21 protein-coding genes are annotated in these 18,280 nt (G+C 45.3%); 13 read left to right on the forward strand and 8 right to left on the reverse strand.

Annotation, left to right across the window (positions count from 1 at the left end):
- The first annotated feature begins 18 nt into the window (after window positions 1–18).
- Together A3L04_RS01495 and radB are read left to right on the forward strand one after the other, a co-directional pair.
- Window positions 19–651, forward strand: a complete 633-nt coding sequence (locus A3L04_RS01495) for an MBL fold metallo-hydrolase (RefSeq protein ID WP_068576067.1) — start codon at window positions 19–21, stop codon at window positions 649–651.
- A gap of 10 nt (window positions 652–661) precedes the next feature.
- The gene (gene radB / locus A3L04_RS01500; RefSeq protein WP_239233768.1) at window positions 662–1,318 is read left to right on the forward strand and encodes a DNA repair and recombination protein RadB; all 657 of its coding nucleotides are present in this window, start codon (window positions 662–664) and stop codon (window positions 1,316–1,318) included.
- Here radB and A3L04_RS01505 read toward each other — a convergent pair.
- Genes A3L04_RS01505 through A3L04_RS01515 form a run of 3 tightly spaced genes read right to left on the reverse strand, consistent with a single transcriptional unit; the run spans window position 1,308 to window position 4,818 of the window.
- Window positions 1,308–2,702, reverse strand: a complete 1,395-nt coding sequence (locus A3L04_RS01505; protein ID WP_231963827.1) for an ATP-binding protein — start codon at window positions 2,700–2,702, stop codon at window positions 1,308–1,310. The two genes, radB and A3L04_RS01505, sit on opposite strands and share 11 nt — an antisense overlap.
- A 54-nt stretch (window positions 2,703–2,756) precedes the next feature.
- The gene (locus A3L04_RS01510) at window positions 2,757–4,166 is read right to left on the reverse strand and encodes a DUF402 domain-containing protein (RefSeq protein WP_068576073.1); all 1,410 of its coding nucleotides are present in this window, start codon (window positions 4,164–4,166) and stop codon (window positions 2,757–2,759) included.
- Entirely contained in the window at window positions 4,132–4,818 is a 687-nt protein-coding gene (locus A3L04_RS01515) for a hypothetical protein (RefSeq protein ID WP_084448838.1), read from the reverse strand. Before A3L04_RS01515 ends, A3L04_RS01510 begins: the two co-directional genes overlap by 35 nt.
- 90 nt (window positions 4,819–4,908) lie before the next feature.
- On the opposite strand from A3L04_RS01515, the gene A3L04_RS01520 reads away from it, so the two are divergent.
- Genes A3L04_RS01520 through moaA form a run of 3 tightly spaced genes read left to right on the forward strand, consistent with a single transcriptional unit; the run spans window position 4,909 to window position 7,653 of the window.
- Window positions 4,909–5,751, forward strand: coding sequence for a DUF835 domain-containing protein (locus tag A3L04_RS01520; protein ID WP_157895680.1), 843 nt, complete (start codon window positions 4,909–4,911; stop codon window positions 5,749–5,751).
- Window positions 5,678–6,685, forward strand: coding sequence for a tRNA (guanine(37)-N1)/4-demethylwyosine(37)-methyltransferase Taw22 (gene taw22 / locus A3L04_RS01525; RefSeq protein WP_068576078.1), 1,008 nt, complete (start codon window positions 5,678–5,680; stop codon window positions 6,683–6,685). Before A3L04_RS01520 ends, taw22 begins: the two co-directional genes overlap by 74 nt.
- Before the next feature lie 47 nt (window positions 6,686–6,732).
- Entirely contained in the window at window positions 6,733–7,653 is a 921-nt protein-coding gene (gene moaA / locus A3L04_RS01530) for a GTP 3',8-cyclase MoaA (protein ID WP_068576080.1), read from the forward strand.
- 15 nt (window positions 7,654–7,668) lie between these two features.
- On the opposite strand, the gene A3L04_RS10925 is transcribed toward moaA, so the two are convergent.
- Entirely contained in the window at window positions 7,669–7,878 is a 210-nt protein-coding gene (locus tag A3L04_RS10925; RefSeq protein ID WP_157092390.1) for a hypothetical protein, read from the reverse strand.
- Window positions 7,879–8,020: 142 nt separating this feature from the next.
- Window positions 8,021–8,992: an ABC transporter permease gene (locus A3L04_RS01535; RefSeq protein ID WP_068576082.1), complete on the reverse strand. Its 972-nt coding sequence runs from the start codon at window positions 8,990–8,992 to the stop codon at window positions 8,021–8,023.
- 173 nt (window positions 8,993–9,165) lie between these two features.
- Between A3L04_RS01535 and A3L04_RS01540 the strand changes: the two genes are divergently transcribed.
- The 7 genes from A3L04_RS01540 to A3L04_RS10935 all read left to right on the forward strand — a co-directional run bounded on the left by A3L04_RS01540 (window position 9,166) and on the right by A3L04_RS10935 (window position 13,164).
- On the forward strand, window positions 9,166–9,441 hold the full coding sequence (locus A3L04_RS01540) for a hypothetical protein (RefSeq protein WP_068576084.1): 276 nt from the start codon (window positions 9,166–9,168) through the stop codon (window positions 9,439–9,441).
- Between the two features lie 276 nt (window positions 9,442–9,717).
- Window positions 9,718–10,356: a stage II sporulation protein M gene (locus A3L04_RS01550; RefSeq protein WP_231963828.1), complete on the forward strand. Its 639-nt coding sequence runs from the start codon at window positions 9,718–9,720 to the stop codon at window positions 10,354–10,356.
- A 283-nt stretch (window positions 10,357–10,639) separates the two neighbouring features.
- Window positions 10,640–10,894: a hypothetical protein gene (locus tag A3L04_RS01555; protein WP_157092391.1), complete on the forward strand. Its 255-nt coding sequence runs from the start codon at window positions 10,640–10,642 to the stop codon at window positions 10,892–10,894.
- A 319-nt stretch (window positions 10,895–11,213) separates the two neighbouring features.
- Window positions 11,214–11,366, forward strand: a complete 153-nt coding sequence (locus A3L04_RS10930; protein ID WP_157092392.1) for a hypothetical protein — start codon at window positions 11,214–11,216, stop codon at window positions 11,364–11,366.
- 57 nt (window positions 11,367–11,423) lie between these two features.
- A complete protein-coding gene (locus A3L04_RS01565) occupies window positions 11,424–11,660 on the forward strand; it encodes a hypothetical protein (protein ID WP_068576095.1) in 237 nt (78 codons plus the stop codon).
- Window positions 11,657–12,196, forward strand: a complete 540-nt coding sequence (locus A3L04_RS01570) for a stage II sporulation protein M (protein ID WP_231963830.1) — start codon at window positions 11,657–11,659, stop codon at window positions 12,194–12,196. The genes A3L04_RS01565 and A3L04_RS01570 overlap by 4 nt, the downstream gene beginning before the upstream one ends.
- 827 nt (window positions 12,197–13,023) lie before the next feature.
- The gene (locus A3L04_RS10935) at window positions 13,024–13,164 is read left to right on the forward strand and encodes a hypothetical protein (protein WP_157092393.1); all 141 of its coding nucleotides are present in this window, start codon (window positions 13,024–13,026) and stop codon (window positions 13,162–13,164) included.
- A 6-nt stretch (window positions 13,165–13,170) separates the two neighbouring features.
- On the opposite strand, the gene A3L04_RS01575 is transcribed toward A3L04_RS10935, so the two are convergent.
- A complete protein-coding gene (locus tag A3L04_RS01575) occupies window positions 13,171–14,610 on the reverse strand; it encodes a replication factor C large subunit (protein ID WP_068576097.1) in 1,440 nt (479 codons plus the stop codon).
- Window positions 14,611–14,616: 6 nt separating this feature from the next.
- The gene (locus A3L04_RS01580) at window positions 14,617–16,908 is read right to left on the reverse strand and encodes a replication factor C small subunit (protein WP_068576099.1); all 2,292 of its coding nucleotides are present in this window, start codon (window positions 16,906–16,908) and stop codon (window positions 14,617–14,619) included.
- A gap of 139 nt (window positions 16,909–17,047) precedes the next feature.
- On the opposite strand from A3L04_RS01580, the gene A3L04_RS01585 reads away from it, so the two are divergent.
- Entirely contained in the window at window positions 17,048–17,503 is a 456-nt protein-coding gene (locus A3L04_RS01585; protein WP_068576101.1) for a metal-dependent hydrolase, read from the forward strand.
- Here A3L04_RS01585 and pdo read toward each other — a convergent pair.
- The gene (pdo, locus tag A3L04_RS01590; RefSeq protein WP_068576103.1) at window positions 17,496–18,176 is read right to left on the reverse strand and encodes a protein disulfide oxidoreductase; all 681 of its coding nucleotides are present in this window, start codon (window positions 18,174–18,176) and stop codon (window positions 17,496–17,498) included. The two genes, A3L04_RS01585 and pdo, sit on opposite strands and share 8 nt — an antisense overlap.
- Window positions 18,177–18,280: the final 104 nt, after the last annotated feature.

The following is an 18,280-nucleotide window of genomic DNA, read 5'->3' on the forward strand; positions in this document are numbered from 1 at the left end:
TCCCCGGAGGCTTGGCCAATGAAGATAGTCTGGTATGGTCATGCATGCTTTCTCGTGAAGACTAAAGGTGTGAGCATTTTGATAGACCCTTATCCTGATGTAGATGAGGACAAAATGGAGAAAGTCGATTATATCCTCATAACCCACGAGCACATGGATCACTACGGCAAAACCCCCCTAATAGCGAGGCTGAATGACGCTGAGGTCATAGGGCCGAAAACTGTTTATCTCATGGCAATAAGCGATGGCCTCACGAAGGTCAGGGAAGTTGAGGCGGGCCAGACCTTTGACATTGGAGGGGTTGAAGTTGAGGCCTTCTATACTGAGCACCCAACGAGCCAGTACCCCTTGGGCTACCTCATAAAGGGTGAAAAGAGCGTTGCGCACCTTGGGGATACGTACTACAGTCCTACCTTTAAAGAGTTAAGGGGTAGGGTTGATGTGTTATTGGTTCCAATAGGGGGGAGATCCACTGCGAGCGAGAGGGAGGCCGTGGATATAATTGACATAATAAGGCCAAGGATCGTCGTTCCAATGCACTACGGAACTTATGGCCCGGGAAACGTTGAAGGCTTTAAGCAGGAATTAGTTAAGAGGCGCGTTTGGGTTCTCGTAAAGGATCTCAAGCCCTATGAGGGCTTTGAGGTATGAGGTCTCGGAGATGCTGACTACCGGCGTTAGGGCCCTAGATGAGTTGCTCGGGGGAGGCGTAGCTAGGGGAGTTATCCTGCAGGTCTACGGTGCTTTTGCCACTGGAAAAACGACTTTTGCAATGCAGGTTGGCCTTTTAAATGGGGGAAAGGTTGCCTACGTTGACACCGAAGGGGGCTTCTCTCCCGAGAGATTGAAGCAGATGGCCGAGAGCAGGGGATTAGACCCACAGAGGGCTTTAGAGAAGTTCATACTCTTTGAGCCTCTGGATTTTAAGGAGCAGAGGCAGGTGATATCTAAGCTCAAGACGGTCGTTAATGAGAAGTTCTCTCTTGTTGTTGTTGATTCAATTACTGCTCACTACAGATCGGAGGGTAGTAAAGATCACGGCGAGTTGGCTAAGCAACTTCAAGTCCTTCAGTGGCTTGCCAGAAGGAAGAACGTTGCGGTAATTGTTGTAAATCAAGTGTACTACGACTCCAACTCCAATTCTTTGAGGCCTATAGCTGAGCACACCCTGGGCTACAAGACAAAGGACATAGTGAGGTTCGAGAGGCTGAGGGTTGGAGTAAGGGTTGCCGTTCTCGAGAGGCACAGGTTTAAGCCCGAGGGGACCATGGTCTACTTCAAAATTACCGATAAAGGAATAGAGGATGTTAGCGAATAATATCTTTAAGGTCAAAGGCTAGGAACCCCTCTTCCCTCAGCTCTTCCTTGTCCTCGATACTTCTTGCTATTATTCCAAATTTGTACCTACCCTTAAGTGAAAGTAATTCTGCTTTCCTTTCCAGCTCTCTTAAAATCCTTTTTGCGTCTTTTAGGCTTAGGTTACTCCACTTCACCTCAAATAACGCAACATTGCTCCTGTTATAGGCTACAATGTCTACTTCCTCTCCCTTGCGCCACCATCGGCCAACGCGTTCTGGTTTAAAGCCAAGATCAAGTTTTTCCACGAATTCTTGGGCTATCTTCTCATAGGTTTTTCCCACAAAGGGCCTGAATTCAGCCTTAAATTTCTCAAAGACTTTTTCAGGATTTTCCTCTAGCATCGTGTAGTTATGATAGATGAACCTAAACCAGAAGTTGAAGAACTCATCCTTTATTCTGTATGCGACTCTCCTTGTTTTCACTGGATTTTCCGTGACGGGAACTTCTCTTGCTAGGTATTCGTAGTTGTTAGTCAGCTCGCTTAGGTACTTTCCAACGGTTAGAATTTTCATTCCAGTCTTGTCACTTATCTCCTTAGGCGTGACATAACCAAGGCTTACGGCCTCAAGAATTGAAAAGTATGCCCTATAAAACCTTCCAAACTCTAATTTGAGGACGTTTAGGCCTTCTTCCCTGAGTGGAGCAAATTCATCAAAAAATAGAGCCTTTAACGTTTCGAGTGCATTCCCTTTATGATAGCGCGGAAGGTAGAGGAGATACTTCGGCATTCCGCCCAGTGCTGAATACAATTCAACGAAGTCTTCAGGGCTTATCTCGATGCGTGACCGCACAAAGGTCCAAGAATTCCAAAAGTCGAAGGGCTTAAGCTTTATCAACTCGTCAACTCTACCAAAGAGTGGCTCTTTTCTGTCCATAAAGATGCGCTTAATCATGCCTACGTATGAACCAACAGCTATTAACATCAAGTTTGAGCTTTCCTTCTTTTCGTCCCAGAGTTTTTGAAGTGATGAGAATAGAGAAGGTTTCACTGTCTTAAAGTTTTGAAACTCATCAAAAACAACTACGAGCTTTTTCTCTTGTGAAAATTCAAGTAGGAACTCGATTATTTCCTCTAGCGATGTGAACTTCATTTTTATGTACCGTGGGATGTGGTGGGAAAGTTTGTCCTCAATCTCTTGAATGTATTCCTCGAGAAGTAGAGTTTCATCTTTTTCACTAACGAAGAAGTATAGGCCGAGCTTGTCTTTTAAGAATTCTTTAACGAGGGCAGTTTTTCCTACCCTTCTCCTTCCGTAGATTACCACAAATGTTGAACCTGGGAAAGAATAGATTTCGTTGAGCTTTTCGAGCTCGCGCTCCCTATCGTGGAACATATTACCCATCAAGTATATTACCAAATTAGTAATATTTAAGGTTTATCAAAAATATAAGGAAAGTCAGATCCTGTCGAAGACTTCCTGGGTTATCTTCAGAACGGCCTTGTATAGCCTCTCGCTTATTATCCCGTCATCGTAGTGCTCTTTAAGCTTGTCTTTGTCGATTATCTCCTTCTTTCCATCGGGCCACCTGACGATGTCAACTTCAAGGTCAATGTACCTTGCCTTGTCCGGATAAATCTCAACTGGAGTGTTTATGTTATAGAATTCTCCCTTCAAATTGCCCTCCTTATCATAGTACCTGTGCACAAACCACCACTTTCCAGCCTCTATCTCAGTTATTGCATAGTCTCCATGTTCTATCGGTATCTCAAGGCCATCATAGAACTTTCCGGGCCTGAGGAACCTCTTCATCTTCACCTTAAGCGGGTTCGTTGAAACCTCTATTATCTCTCCTGGGCCTATCTTTATCACCTGGCCATCCGGCTTAACGTGATTCAGCGTGAAGAGCCAGCCAACTTTTGGTCCCTTATTCATGACAACGGCCTCTATGAAGCCCTCGCTAACCTTCTGCCTTTGAGAAGGCATCTTTGCAAGTATCCCCTCGGCAACCTCAACGGCTAAGGTGAACTCGGGATCGTAAGACTTGAACTGGTGGTGCCCCTCGATGGTTGGAACTACCTTGTGCCTTATCTCATCGAGCTTCTTCTTCGTTCCTCCCCCGAACTCCACATCATAGATCTCCCTTCCCTCTATGATCTCGGCCGGCGCAGAGTACTTGTCTGCTTCCTTAAGCCTGTCGGCTATCTTTGACAGCCTTACGAGCTCATCTCTTAAGGTGTTCCAGTCCTTGTAGGCTGCCGCCGTTCTCCAGAGAACTCCCCACTCACCGAGATCAACGCTCAGACCGAGTATCCTAAGCCTCTCCCTTTCCTCAGGATCCTTTATTTTTCTCGAGATCTTTACGTGCCTCTGAACTCCTATAGGCTTTGGAATCAACACCGCGTAGTCCCCAGGAATCGTTATGAGAACGCTGAGGTGGGGGAGAACATTGTGCTTCTTGACCTGAACCACAACTTCGTCTCCTTCCGTGGCATCCGGTAGCTCTTCTATCAGAACAGTTCCTATGGCATTTCCTATGTCGACGTAAACGTACCTATCGTCCCTCTTTACAACTATTCCCTTGTATATTCCGTAGAGCTTGTAGGGGAGCTTCCTGAAGAATACGTCGATGAACTCTTCCTCTAAAACCTTCTTAACTTCCTCAACCTTCGTTCCGACGATTGTAATCCCGTGGTTCTTGTCGTATATGTCCACGTCAAAGTCCTCATAGCTCTTTTCGATGCCGAGCCTTTCGGCAATAACATCGCTCGGCTGGACTATCTTAAACCCCCTGTCAAGGAACAGCTTTGTTAGGGCCGTGCTATAAATTCCCCTAATCCTCACCGCTATCTCTGACTCTGTAGACACTTTCACCACCTCTTTCCATTCTCTCCGTTATCCCAATGAGCGTTAGTGCTTCCAGTATATCTTGAATTTCATCTCTCGGAATTCCAGTCTCCCGCTCTAAATGCCTCACTTCAACCCACTTAAGCCCCTGAGCATTCAGCGTCCTCAGCAAGAATTCCACCTTAAAGATGTCTGAGGGCCTATCATAGAGAAGCCTTAAGAACTTTATCAAGAGGGTGAAATCCTTAACAATTTTCTCTGCCTTTGAGATTCTCTCCATAAAGTGAGAGGGAACACCCCCTTTATCCATTATCTCCATGAATTCGGCATAGGTAATCATGGAGTTGAGGTTTTCAGTCAGTATGTAATCGTAGTTCCTGTTGAACTGGATAATTTTTCTTATTGAAAACTCCAATCTGTCCCTCTCGTTGAAGGTCGCCAATGCATCCTCAATTAGCCCCTTCATCTGCACAACGAGTCTCAGAGTTTCTTGAACGTACCTCTCAAACTCCCTCCCCAGCTTAAAGGCCTCGTCGCTGATCTCTGACAAAATCTGTATTTCCCTGTTTAGAATTTGATAGCATTCGCTCAGCGCCTGAAAGTCCCTCAACAGCGGTAGTTTATCCTCAAAGTCCCTGTGAAGTGTCCTTAGATGCTTCAACTTTTCGATCAAAATGACCCCCTATTTATATTTCGACGGTCATCTATATCAATTTTCTTCCCAAAAATGATATTACCCTCCACTGCCAAAATAATAAGCGCAATGATAGGGGTTGTGTCGGGGGTAATAGTCACGCTGCTGTCCCTAGCGATAGTGATGTACGTGTTTCCGCTCGAGAGGGGCCTAGTTGGGGAAATCAAAAGGTTCGCCAGAATAGTTATAGTTTCCCTCCTTCTACTGGCCTTTTCCGGTGTCTTCATAGTCCTTGAGGCAAAGTACCACGGCAATTACTGGATGCCTGCGGCCGTGCTCATAATGACATCCTACCTCCTCTTGGTGAGTGAGGCTGTGAAGTACATAATAGCCTTCTCGGGCAAGGAGAGAAGGGGAACTGGAGGGGCCTATATAATTAGGAGGGATAAGGACGTCGAGTTCCTCGTTCACACACTTTCGGACTCTGGAATACCTGTGCTGTTGATAACTAGGAAGAGACCCGACTCCACAAGAAGGGGAGTTCAGGTTATCTGGGTGAGCAGGGTTGGAGATGGTGTCAGCCCTACGGATCTTCACAGGTTGCTCAATGAGGCCATAAAATTCCTCTCCGGGGTTAAGGGTAAGGGAGTTGTGGTCGTTGACTGTGTTGAATTTTTATTGCTGTACAACGAGTTCAAGGCCGTGGCGAAATTCCTGTTTACGCTTAAGGATCACGTCCTAATGAGCGGTGGCTTCCTCATAATTGGAACCAGCCCCGAGGTGATAGGGGAAAGGGAATTTAACGTGCTGAGGGAGGAGTTCCCCGAGGCTTCAGTCGAAAAGGTGCTCTCAAGGCTATTGCCCCAGGGCCTCTTCGGTATTGCGGGGGTGCAGAACGTTGGCGGCGGTGAGGGTGGAGAAGAGGAGAGCCAAGGAAGTACTAGAGATTCTAAAGGAGAGAAATCTGCTTGATGGAAGACGGAAGCCAATTAGGGAAGGCGACTACGTATTCTTTCCAGTAACAAATGGTGAATTAGCGAGATCCCTGGGTTTGGATGTCATTAATGTGGAGCTCCCAATGAGGCCGGAGAGGCAGATATACAAGAACCTCACTGACCTGCTTCCTGGGGATATTGTGGAGGGGCTGGGAAGGCTCGATGTAATTGGCGATATAGCTGTGATAACGATTCCTGAAGAGCTTATGGACAGAGTTGATGTAATAGCTCAGGCAATAAGAAAACTCTATCCCCAGGTGAAAGTCATCGCGAGAAGGGGCTTTCACGAGGGGAAGTACAGGGTTAGAAGGCTTGAAGTCATTTGGGGTGAGGATAGGCTTGAAACGATTCACAAGGAGAACGGTGTTTTAATTAAGGTGGACCTTGCCAGCGTATTCTTCAACCCCAGGATGAAGGGCGAGAGGTACAGAATAGCCCAACTTGTGAGGGATGGGGAAAAGATACTGCTACCTTTTGCGGGGGTTCTTCCTTATGCCCTGGTTATAGCAAGAATGAGGAAGGTTAAAATCACGGCCGTAGAGCTAAATCCTCGGGCCGTTGAGCTAGCCTATGAGAACATCGAGCTCAACAAGAGGTGGCTTAAAGGCGAGATTGAGGTAATACAGGGGGATGTGTTCAAGGTTCTGCCGGAGCTTCCCGAGTTTGACAGGGTCGTAAGCCCAACTCCAAAGGGTGTCGATGCCCTCTCCTTAACCCTGTCTAAGGCCAAGAGCTACCTCCACTACTACGACTTCGTTCACGAGGATGAGATTGAGGCATTTAAAGAAAGGATAATTAGGGAGTGCAGGAGGCAGGGAAAGGAGTGTTCAGTTAGGGTGAAGAGGATAGCGGACTACAAGCCCCACGTCTACAAGGTGTGTGCCGACGTTGAGGTTAAACAAAATCGTTAACGCAAACGCTTATTTTTATCATTCCGCATGTCATCTTGGAGGTTGCAATGCTGATAGACAGGTTTGGAAGGCCCGTGACAAACTTAAGAATCTCACTAACGAAAGAGTGCAACCTAAACTGCTTCTACTGCCACAGGGAAGGTCAGCTTGACGGAGAGCGAAGGATGACTCCCGAGGAGATAGAGAGGATAGTTAAGATAGCATCTCGCTTGGGAATTAAAAAGGTCAAGCTCACGGGAGGGGAGCCCACGATAAGGCCGGACATCGTGGAGATCGTCAGGAGGATCAGGCCCTACGTCGTTGATCTCTCTTTAACCACGAACGGAACAACCCTCTACACCCTTGCGGAAAAGCTCAAGGAGGCCGGCCTTGATAGGGTGAACGTGAGCCTCGACACGCTTGACAGGAAGAAGTATAAGATGATCACCGGCTTTGACGTCCTCGATCAGGTTTTAAAGGGAATAAGAAAGGCTACAAAGCTTTTCCACCCCGTAAAGCTCAATATGGTGGTTATGAGGGGAATAAATGATGACGAGATATGGGACATGATAAGGTTCGCCGGAGAAGTCGGGGCGATCCTTCAGCTGATAGAGATAGAAGTCCCCAGGGAGATGGAAGATTCCCAATTCTTCAAGGACTTCTTCTATCCCCTAAAGCCCTTGGAGGAAGAGTTCGAGAAATTGGCTGTAGAGATAAGGGAGAGGAGGATGCATAGGAGAAGGAAGTACTTCCTCCCAGTTGATGGTAAAATCGTTGAGGTTGAAGTTGTACGGTCGATGCACAACACCATATTCTGCATGAACTGTACGAGGCTAAGGTTGACGGCCGATGGCTACCTTAAGACCTGCCTGCTTAGGAAAGATGACTTAATAGATATCCTGGGGCTCATGAGGGAAGGTGCCAGTGATGAAGAGCTGGTGGAGGTATTCAGGAAGGCAGTTCTGCTGAGGGAGCCCTACTGGAAATAACTTTAAGCACTCACCTCAGTTCTTAGCGATCTCACGCTCTCTCCAACTGCCACTGCCAGCAGTGCTACAAGGCCTGCAACAACTGAACCTCACCGTCAGCTGAGAAACTACCGTTGAAATTATCACAAATCCAATCTCGAACAGCGCCCACCGAATCTTTGAACCATTGTACACCTTAAAGCTTCCATAAAGGAGAAGTGCGGCTAAGGCAAAGAGCATGATCATGACTCCCAGGTGCTTTACGTTGACATGTGACACCAAAACGATTGCATAGATGGGGGTTGCTGATGCCAGCGCAGTGCCCTTCCTATTTGTGTTTAAAAATTTATTTTAAATGTTGCTTTGTAAATATTGTCGTGAATTCACATCAGCGGATGTCCATTTTCAGGAACCTGTAGTACACGAGTGCCATTGGAATTAGAAACATAACACTCAATGCTACAATGTTCCTCATTGCCAGCCCTAGGCTTTCACTGAGAGATCTCTCCTCGACCACGCTCTGCTCATATGCAAACGAGGAGATCACTTCACTTATCTGGGGCTTTCCTCCAAAGATCAGCCTGACGATTTCTTGGTAGTGGTAATTTGGAGAGATAGAGAGGATCTTTTCTGCTGTGGTGGTTAACTTGGTGAGCCATGCCTGGTATTCTGGATCCTTCAGGAATAGATCTTGGAGTTGCTCTTCAGTCAGGTTCGTGGCGTTCTCCAGTATGTTGGGAATTGGGGGCAGGCCAGCTACAGCGAAGGCTATAATCCCAGCTATTATCGAAAGGAGAAAGCCGAAGAATACGAACACGAATATACCCATTATGAGCGCGTTCTTGGATCTCTTTATGAATGTGGAAATTAGGAGCCCAATGCTGAGGAAGACCAGGCCGTAGAGAACGCTGAAGGGAAGTGTTGCCAGGAACTTTACTGCGTCGTCCTCGGTTATGGGGACTCCCAAGATGAGTGCGAAGGCAACTGTTAGGATATAGAATAGCGCCAAGCTAACTCCTATCGTTGCAAGCCCTCCTAGTAGTTTGCCCATGAGTATTTCGTCTCTGTGGGTTGGTTTTGATGCTATTAGCTTAAGGGTTCCCTTTTCGATTTCCTCGCTTATTGAAGTTGCCCCAAGGAGGATTCCCAAGAGGGCTATAGAGTAGTTGAATGCGTTAGAGAAGCTTGAGAGAAAGAGCATTTGGAAAGGCGTTTTATACAAGCCCTCACTTATGCCGAGCCTCTTTGAGTAATAAACTATTCCTAGTGAAATTATTGCAAAGATGGCTATTATTATTTGAAATTTTCTTGTTCTAATGCCAACTTCGAAATCCTTAATGGCTATATTGATTGTTTTCACACTCACCACCAGCCCCTGAATGACAATTAATTTACTTAAAACAATTACCTTTTGAACATTATCTCCTATTTGAGTAAAATTATAAAGGAAAAAACATTGTGACAATAACTATCAAGAAAACTTTAAGTAGTATTTATAACATTCATTTCATGAGAACTTAGAGGTGAATCAAAATGTGGAAGAAGGCCCTAGTATTGGGGCTGGTGTTAATGGCCATAGGGATGGTAGTAGGGGGAGTAGCAGTAGAGAAGGCAGAAATAGGATTAGTACTTGCAAAGGATCACCTGGTAGATAGAGGCGCAAAAGCGGCTGGGGCTGGAAGTGCGCTTGCAACTGCAGGTGGAGTTGTATATGGTATGGTGAAGACGGGATTAGTAGCAAAATTTGCTTTGGGATGTGCAGTAGCAGGATTAGGAGTAGCTGCTATTGGAGTAGGAGTGGTATTGTAAATTAGTTACGTGAGGTGAGAAAATGGAAAATATGATTGTCTTTAATTTATTTTTAGTTTTTTCTTGTGGAGTCCTAATGGCAACTTATATGAACACTAAGAGGATAGTTGTTAAACCACTCATTTTCTCCATTCTGGTTTCTGGAATTGTTGAAATTCTCTTGGTTAAGCTTAAATCCCCCTTCGTGGAGTATGGAACTTTTGCAATATTTCTTTGCACGCTATTATGGGCGTATAAAGATTTTATTTTTGAAAAGTCACATTTGATAAACAGGATATGGAGCTTATTATCCATACTAAACTTCATCTTATTCATCATCGTGCTATTAAACTCTATATGACTTGGGGGGATAAAAATATGAAACACCATTTAATTCTATTTTCATTTTTGCTGTTCTTCATCGGTTTCATTTTTGGAGTTTCTCTATCATCCCAGTATAGTGTTCCTGAAAATGTAAATTTCAAACCAATCTTAGAGCTCTTAAGACAGAAGTTCAGCGAAGAAAGCTTATGTTTTATACACATCTTCACTACCAATCTCAAGGTAGCTCTTCTTCTCTCCTTCGGTGGAGTCTTGACCTTTGGTGGCTTAACGATTCTGAACTTAATTATCAACAGCGTGAATTTAGGAATGCTATTTTATGACTCTCTGCTCTTGGGGGAGCTTAAAACATTTTTCCTCTTAATTCTTCCTCACGGCATCTTTGAAATTCCTGCTATCATCATTGCAGGGGCGGCAGGTTTTAAGATCCCTTATGAACTGTTAAGATATGCTCTGGGCAGGAAGGAAGAAATAATCACGGAGGAAGATGCCAAAGAATTCTTTAAACTTGTAGCAATCTCGATAGTTCTAATTCTCATTGCTGCTCTAATTGAGAGCACAATAACACCTAAAATAGCCAAAAGTTTGGGGTGATTAGAATGTGGAAGAAGGCCTTAGTTATAGGATCTGTGTTAATGGCCCCAGGGATGGTGACAGAAGGAGATGTTAGACATGAAAGCTTTATAGTATATTAAGGTTACAAAGTTAGAAGCCCTGGGAGCTTCGGCTACAGGAGCTTCTGGGGCCATAATAGCTACTGTCATTACTAAGAGCAGTCTTGCCGGTCTTGCATTGCTTGGAGCAGTTGTCTGGAGGTATTGTAGTAGCTGTAGTCGTTGGATTTTAGATATAATCCTAACCCATTAATTTCGAGGTGATGGAGATGGTTGAAAACAACTGGGAAAAAATGAGCAAGGAGAAGAGAGCAGTATTAGTGCTTTACACGATTTGCATAATTATGGCGATAGGTATTTTTCTGTACTTAACAAGGGTCAAGGGTTATACCCCTGATAATCTGCTGAAATTGGCTTTAATGGATCTTTTGCCAGTTTTGGCCGTCTACTTTATCGGTGCAATAATCATATGGAAACGTTATGGAAGCAAACTGGAGGAAGCACACTTAAAAGTATAGGGGGTGAAGGTCACTGAATGAAGAGAAAAAGGCAATACTTGTACTTTACTTTGTTAGTTTAATTTTGGCACAATAGTGACCTTCCTATACTTAACGAAGGTCAAGGGCTACACCCCAGACGACCTGCAGAAAATGATTTTAATGCACCTCCTGCCAATTTTGGCCTTTACAGCTCTCGGCTCAATAATAATACTGAAACATTATGGAAGTAAACCCAAGGAAACTCACTCATAATGCAAAAGAGCCATCCTCTACATCAAAGTTCTCCAGATGGAAATTAAGGGGAGAGCCAATAGGGGAAAGAATACGAAGTAGAGTGTTGCTAGTATTAGTGCTAAAAACTTTTGAAGTAACAAGTGCGTGGGCAGCAGCAAAGATCGGAACCAGTATTGGAAGTAGAATTGGAACCGTAGTTGGAGGTGTGCTCAGAACTGCTATCGGGGCAATTGCTGGGGTAGCAATTGGTCATTAGATTTGGAAATAAATAATCTCCTTAATTGACACAAATGACAGTCAGGGGGTAGCAAAAATGGAAAACAAGTTACAAGAGAGCATTGTTTCAGCATCACTATTTATTGTAATTTCAGGCGGACCTTTATTTATTTCTCTATTAACAAATAGTTGGCAGGTAGCAGGATTAGCAGCCGGTGTTGCGGCTGCGATTGCTCATAGTAATCGCAAAAACCTCAGCGTAAGCACTTTACTAAAACTACTGGTCATGTATATTGTTATAGGTCTATTTTTTAAATTGGGGGGACTTCAATGAGTATTATGTCTAAATCTCCCTTATATTTTTTCTACTTTTATTTTCCTTTTTGGCTTAGTTCTCGGCTTTTCTTAGCACTCAGGCATGACTATTCTGCTTATTTTGGCTTTAATCCTTTTGATAATTCCAATCCGTGGTTTTTGTTCTTTTTCAAACACAACATTAAAGTTGCCCTCATATTCTGGAGTGAAGCAATAACATTCGGAGCCACCACACTCTTGAACTTAACCTTCAATGGCATGATTTTGGGTTCAGCAGTTAAAACTACTGCCACTCAAATTGGACTGTTAAGAACCCTCCTCATACTCCCTCACGGCATCTTTGAGATTCCGGGAATGATAATTGCTGGAGCTGCTGGCCTCAAAATCCCTTACGAAATTTTAAGGTATGCCTTAGGTAGAAAGGAAGAAATAATCACGGGAGAAGATGCCAAAGAATTCTTCAAACTCGTAATGATTTCAATAGTTTTGATTTTTATAGCTGCAATAGTTGAAAGCACAATAACTCTTAAAATGGCAAAAAATTTAGGTGATTAGAATGCGGGAAAACTCTCGGAATTGGGAGTTATTATAAGGCGTACGGCTAAGAGCACAATAAGAGAGGAAAGGATGTGAAGTGGGATGTTGCCAGTATAATTGCCTATACTTGGCCTACTGCTAATAGCGAGGATAACTCAAAAAGTCCACTATTCATAGTTGTTTCGGGCCTTACATTGGGGGAGCTTCGTGGCACCAGCTAAACATCCACGTACAAGGCTCATAGGGACAGTTACAATAGGGTACTCTCTAATCCCAAAATACTGGCACAGTTCATGAACTAACTTGGATTGAAGTTGGCCGAGGAATAAACTTGAAATGAAAATGGTTGCTAGGGGCACATTACTGAGATGGAGGTTAATTGGACAAGGAAAATATGCCTTGGGTGAATGTGAGGTGATGCCCATGAAAAATCATACTTTCCGATTTATTCCTAATTTCGCTTTTGCCAAGCTTAGGATTAGCTCTCGCTGGTATTACAACTGAAAATCCCGAATTGTTGGCTGTTGCCTTGATCAATGTGCTTATCTGGACTCTCGTGCTGTACTGGGGGAGGATTGAAAATGGTGTCTAAAAAGGATTACATCAATTGCAGTAACCTGGGGGAATTATCTGGCTAATTGCAGGGATAAAGGCTTTAGAAAATCTCTAGCAGGATGTAACTCCCTGGGTCGTGGGGCGGATTTATTATCGTACTATCTGGGGCACTATTCGCACAACTCGCGAGTAAGTCCTCAACTGTCACGTAAAGCACGTGGGGGATATTATGGATCCGAAATCCCCAAAGGCAGGATTATTTGATTTATTCACTTTTTTATCAACTAATAATGGCAGTGCTGATATTCCCATATCTAACAAAACTCAAGGGATGCACTCCAGAGGATATCACAGAAGTTGCCCTTATGGTCCTCCTGCCAGTTTTGACATTTCACTTCCTTGATGGAGTGGTTCTAAGGATAAATAAGTAGAAAAAACTACTTCTTCCCCAGGAAGTCGAAGAGCGTGGCCTGCTTCCCTTTCCTCTTCTCCTTGGGCTTCTCTTCTTCTTTCTTCTCTTCTTCCTCCTTTATTTCTTCTTCGGCCTCTTCTTCAACTTCTTCCTCAACTTCTTCCTCTATTTCCTCTTCCACCTTTTCTTCCACTTTCTCCTCTTCCCTCTTGGTGAGCTTGAGCTTCCTCCTCAATGCTAAGGCCTTCCCCCATATTGTCCCCGCGTTCTCCTTCCCCGCTAGGAACTCAACCTCCTTCTCGCTCAATCCCAAGAATACCGTGAAGTGTGCCGCTAAATCTAGATTGTTCTCGAAGATCGTCCTGATGATCTTCATGGTCTCTATGGCTTCAAGTTTGCTCATGTGCATCTCTCTCATTATCTTCTTTATAATTGAATCTCTAAGCGATCTTTCCTCCTTGCTTTCAGCCAGCATCTTTAGGGTGTTTGGTGGGTAGAACTTGGCGAAGCCTCTCTTTTTCGTTCCTGCCACTGCAACTCCAGCGGTCATCATGTCTATAGCGTACTTCCACAGTGAATAGTTCCCCGTTCTTTGGGCCCTGCCTAGATAAATGTCGGCCCTGCTTATGGCCTCGTAAGCTTTGGCCATCTCCTCCGGCTTTAGGTACATGTGGGGGATGTTCTCATCTACCCACAGCAGGAACTCATCTGGCGTCATGTCCAAATTCCACGTGGCCATCTTCGCCCTCTTCGCGTTGTCGCTCCCAAACACCAAACCCAACGCCTGGAACACCGTCTTCTCTACATCTCTGTACGCTAAAACCTGCTTTGCATCCTCGTAGCCTCCAACCACGACTGTTTGCAGGTCGTTTATCGCAGCTCTTAAATCACCACTTGATCTCTTGGCTATCTCGTACAGGATGTCCTTTGGTACGGTAATCCCTTCCCTCTTTAGGATCCTTATAAGGGCGTTCATTACGTCCCTAACGCTGAGCCTCCTGTACTCCACTAGCTCCGCCTTGTCCCTTATCTCCTTTGGAACCTCCCAGTACTTGTTCGCCGCCATTATTATCGGGTTCCTTGCCCTGTCTATCAGCTTTGCAATTTCCTTTGCTCCGCTGGGCTCTATGTTGTCCGCCTCGTCAAGAAATATCAGCTTCCTCCTCTTCCCCAGGATGTCCATCGTGTATGCTGCCTGCACGTACCTCGCTATCTTCTCGTAAGTCCTCTCATCGCTCGCGTTCAGCTCGATTACCTCGAAGTTGTATTCATTCGCCAGCGCATATACCGTAGTAGTTTTGCCGCTTCCTGGGGGTCCTGCCAGCAGTAGGGCCTTTTTCTTCGGCGGATTACCGTGGAGCCACTTCTCTATCCACGACTTTACTTTCTCAATCGCATCCTCCTGATTAACTATCTCGCTCAGCCTTCTCGGCCTGTACTTCTCAACCCAGGGAAGCTCTGGCATCTTCCATCACTTCTTGCCTATTAGGGTGAACTGGGCAAGCAGGGCCTCGAGCTGAATCATTTCATTTGCTCCCTCAACCAAGCGGAAGTTGTACTCGCCTATCTTGTCAGCTAATTGGACCTTCTTCGGCTCACTTATCGGCAGGTTGAAGACTTCCTTGTGCATCTGAACTAGAACGTCTTCTCCGCTCAGCCCCTGCTTCAGGAGGATCTCCCTCAGCTTCTCCCTAGCCTTGAGGAAGTTGCCTTCTAGTGCTAGGAGCATCATCTCCCTGATGTCTTCCGGTCTGGCCCTGCTGGCCACCATGAATACGTTCTCATCTGTTATCTTCTTGTCCAAGGCTGCTGCCGCCTGCAGGATATTTATCGCCCTTCTCATGTCGCCTTCAGCGATGTAGAGGATCGCCTGCAGGCCTTCCTCGGTCAGCTCTAATCCTTCGTTTTCGGCTATAAACCTTAATCTTTTTGCTATATCCTCATCGCGCAATGGTCTGAACCTGAATATAGCACATCTTGACTGGATGGGCTCGATTATCTTGCTGCTATAATTACAGGATAAGATAAAGCGAACGTTGCTCGAAAACATCTCCATTGTTCTCCTTAAGGCCTGCTGGGCGTCTTGGGTCAGGGCATCTGCCTCATCAAGGAATATTATCTTGAAACTCGCTCCTCCTATGGGCTTTGTCCTTGCAAACTCCTTCACCTTCTCCCTAATGACGTTTATGCCTCTCTCGTCTGAGTTGTGAAGGAGAACCGGTATTTCGCCTGCAAAGAACATCTCGTTTCCTGGGACGCTAACATCGTAAACGAAGTCGTTGTACTCAACTAGTTCAATCTTCTTCACCATTAGGGCGTGTAGATCTGTGTAGGCAAGCTTCTTCAGGGTTTCGAGAATTCCCCTCTCGCCCTCGTTCAGTTTGTCCTCGTTTATCATGTCTATGATTTTTCTTAGTGTTTCCTTCCTGACTCTCTTCTTCCGCTCATAGAGCTGATGCCTAAGCTCGTAGCGCCAGTTGCCCTCTATCGCATGTTCTATTTTCTTGAGCATCTTAACTATCGGCTCCGCTGGGAGCAACTCTGCCTTTGCCCACTTCATGCCTCCCTTCCATATCAGCCTGGCCTCACGCTCGAATATGCTTGCTTCTATTCCAGAAATCCTCGCGAGCCACACGACGTCTATTAGCATGTCCCTTGAAACTGAAGATATTCTGATTACACTCTCCCACTCTCCACTTCCATCGCCATCTGCGAGCCCTCTCAGGAATGCTATTCTCTCATGAACTGGGAACTCGAATATGAACCCAGGAACTCTCTTATTTTCTGCCCTCCTTCCTTCTCCGTCGTAGAAGCTCTGTTCAAAGAACTTCGCCAGTTGCGTGTTTAGGAGCCTAACTTGGTAGGCAGTTTTCCTTGATCTATCAAACCCTGAGGAGATGTAGTTCTCGTAGACGCTGATTCCTAGCCTTTCTGCGAAGTTCCTCACTCTGTCTATTAGTTCTTTTTCGTGGGCTCCGAGGGTGTAAATAACTTGGCCCGAGGTTTCTCCTTTGAATCCGATGGCACCTTCAGCCGCGTAGAGACCCAGCATGTAGGAGATTTCTTCATCAACCGATAGCTCACTGAATACCCTTGTCCTTGGCGTTTCCCTCACGCTGTACCCGGTAAGGTCGAGGATATCCAAGAAGCCCTCGAGGTTTGTCGTGAAGCTTAGCAGTATTGAGCCCTCTTTAAGCTCGCTCGCCTTTATTGTTTCGAGGCCATTCTCAGTGAGAACGATAACTGAGTGATTTCCAGTTAGTTCAAGCTTTCCTCCTCCCTCCAAGTGCACTCTGAGAATTGCTGGAACGCGGTGGCGGATTACCTTGCTGACCTTGGCCCATCTGACGCGATAGTTTTCATCGACGGTCAACACTTCAAGGTTATCAACGTCCTTGTACGACACTTCTCCATCGTCATCGTCAAAGTACATCTTATCAAGTTCCGCAAATGTTGTCCTCAAAATCCTGCCGTTTATCCTAACCAGTATGGGGGTGTCTTTTGAAACTGAGGCATTTAATTCAAGGAAATTGTGTCTCCAGTTTTCTCCGAAGAGTTCTCGGGCTAAAGCTAGCGCACTGGTCGTTTTTCCCGTGCCAGGAGGCCCAGCGAAGAGTAGATGCGGCATTGAGCCCGTTTTAACATAGTGTTTTAGCCTTTTAACGATATGCTCCTGCCCAACGATGTCATCAAGCTTTTGAGGCCTGTACTTTTCAACCCAAGGCTTTTCAAGAACTTTTACTTCCCTGACCTCTTCGGCCATCTTTCACGCACCTAAGGTAAAGAACAATTTTGCAGCTTAAAACCGTTTCCTCTCGCACTGATTTCTGTTATCAGCCGTATATAGGCTAGCTCTCTTCCTAAGGCTTAATGCTTATAAGCCAACCGGGAAATTTGAGAACATGGATCCGATTGAGCATGCCTCGATTCCAGCTATAGCCTATCTTTCTTTCTCAAATCCAGATCCGATTAACTTGATGATGTTCATACTTGGCTCGGTATTTCCCGATTTTGATGTTTTCGCTAAGGAGCACCGCTCTTACCTTCATTCTCTCTTCTTTCTAGTTCCCCTGGCACTTTTGTCAACTCTTCTCCCATGGCTAAAGATGTTTGCTGTTGGCGTTGCTTTCCATCTGGCCTTGGATGCCTTTTCAGGTGTTGTTCCCTTCCTGTATCCGTGGAAAAGGAAGGGGTATGGCCTTGAGCTCATCGTAAAGATGAAGGACTCCCAAATTTCAATAAGTGCAAGAATAGTTAGTGGTTACCCGACTCCAAAAATTGAAAGGACTTTAAAGCTAAACAGAAGCATTCCCTTAGGTCTGTTGACCTTAGCATTAATAATAAAAAGTTTCAGCTGAGGGCGGCAAGGAGCTTCTCGAGGAACATCTTCTCCGGATAAGCTCCTTCGAACTGAACTTTGTCTTCTCCGTTTACCTGGATGACTATCTTTGGAACTGCCATCACGTTGTACTGGTCGGCCCACTCTGGGTACTCAATTGCCTCCACCATATCTCCAAGTATCTTGCCCTTTCCTGCCTTTGTGTTTTCTATTGCGAACTTGTGGGCCATCCTAACTGCCAGTGGGCAGTATGGGCATGTTGGGGTTACGAAGACGAGTATCCTAACGTCCTTGTCGATCTTTGCAAGCTCTTCCTTGCTCTCTGGCATTAGGTCTGTTTGTGCATTGCTCACATCCACTATGTCCTCTAGGAATGCCGCAAACTCATGGCCTGCTGGAAGGCCGAAGTACCTGACCCCGAAGTCTTTTCCATCTTGGGTTATGGTCGTTGCTGGTGCCCTGTCGATCCTGTACTTCTTGGCCAGCTCCTGACCCTCTGGCGTGTCGAAGTCCACTATCTCGTAGCTTAACTTATCTGTTAACTCTGAAAGTTCCTGAACGAGCTGTTTTAGCTGATCACAGTACTGGCAGTGCTCCTTTCCTATGAAGACGATGAGCTTAACGGGATTAGTCATTTTTGAAAAGAACTCTTCCTTAATTACCTTCTTGTCAGCGTCACTAATCAGTCCCATTTCTCTCACCCCCATCTAAACGTTTATAACGCCAATTAGCAAACCTAAAGTTGGCTTCAATCAAGGTTGTCAACCGAAGGTTGAATGCACAATATATAAGCTTT

The organism is Thermococcus chitonophagus, from assembly GCF_002214605.1.
GTDB lineage: Archaea > Methanobacteriota_B > Thermococci > Thermococcales > Thermococcaceae > Pyrococcus > Pyrococcus chitonophagus.

What these genes read in the sequence shown, in the direction of transcription:
- A3L04_RS01575 (WP_068576097.1), bottom strand. Translation starts at nt 14,610, where the DNA reads ATGCCAGAGCTTCCCTGGGTTGAGAAGTACAGGCCGAGAAGGCTGAGC.
- A3L04_RS01505 (WP_231963827.1), bottom strand. Translation starts at nt 2,702, where the DNA reads ATGGGTAATATGTTCCACGATAGGGAGCGCGAGCTCGAAAAGCTCAAC.
- A3L04_RS01550 (WP_231963828.1), top strand. Translation starts at nt 9,718, where the DNA reads ATGGAGCTTATTATCCATACTAAACTTCATCTTATTCATCATCGTGCT.
- A3L04_RS01495 (WP_068576067.1), top strand. Translation starts at nt 19, where the DNA reads ATGAAGATAGTCTGGTATGGTCATGCATGCTTTCTCGTGAAGACTAAA.
- A3L04_RS01565 (WP_068576095.1), top strand. Translation starts at nt 11,424, where the DNA reads ATGGAAAACAAGTTACAAGAGAGCATTGTTTCAGCATCACTATTTATT.
- radB (WP_239233768.1), top strand. Translation starts at nt 662, where the DNA reads ATGCTGACTACCGGCGTTAGGGCCCTAGATGAGTTGCTCGGGGGAGGC.
- A3L04_RS10935 (WP_157092393.1), top strand. Translation starts at nt 13,024, where the DNA reads ATGGCAGTGCTGATATTCCCATATCTAACAAAACTCAAGGGATGCACT.
- A3L04_RS01520 (WP_157895680.1), top strand. Translation starts at nt 4,909, where the DNA reads ATGATAGGGGTTGTGTCGGGGGTAATAGTCACGCTGCTGTCCCTAGCG.
- A3L04_RS01580 (WP_068576099.1), bottom strand. Translation starts at nt 16,908, where the DNA reads ATGGCCGAAGAGGTCAGGGAAGTAAAAGTTCTTGAAAAGCCTTGGGTT.
- moaA (WP_068576080.1), top strand. Translation starts at nt 6,733, where the DNA reads ATGCTGATAGACAGGTTTGGAAGGCCCGTGACAAACTTAAGAATCTCA.
- A3L04_RS01585 (WP_068576101.1), top strand. Translation starts at nt 17,048, where the DNA reads ATGGATCCGATTGAGCATGCCTCGATTCCAGCTATAGCCTATCTTTCT.
- A3L04_RS01555 (WP_157092391.1), top strand. Translation starts at nt 10,640, where the DNA reads ATGGAGATGGTTGAAAACAACTGGGAAAAAATGAGCAAGGAGAAGAGA.
- pdo (WP_068576103.1), bottom strand. Translation starts at nt 18,176, where the DNA reads ATGGGACTGATTAGTGACGCTGACAAGAAGGTAATTAAGGAAGAGTTC.
- A3L04_RS01540 (WP_068576084.1), top strand. Translation starts at nt 9,166, where the DNA reads ATGTGGAAGAAGGCCCTAGTATTGGGGCTGGTGTTAATGGCCATAGGG.
- A3L04_RS10925 (WP_157092390.1), bottom strand. Translation starts at nt 7,878, where the DNA reads ATGATCATGCTCTTTGCCTTAGCCGCACTTCTCCTTTATGGAAGCTTT.
- A3L04_RS01570 (WP_231963830.1), top strand. Translation starts at nt 11,657, where the DNA reads ATGAGTATTATGTCTAAATCTCCCTTATATTTTTTCTACTTTTATTTT.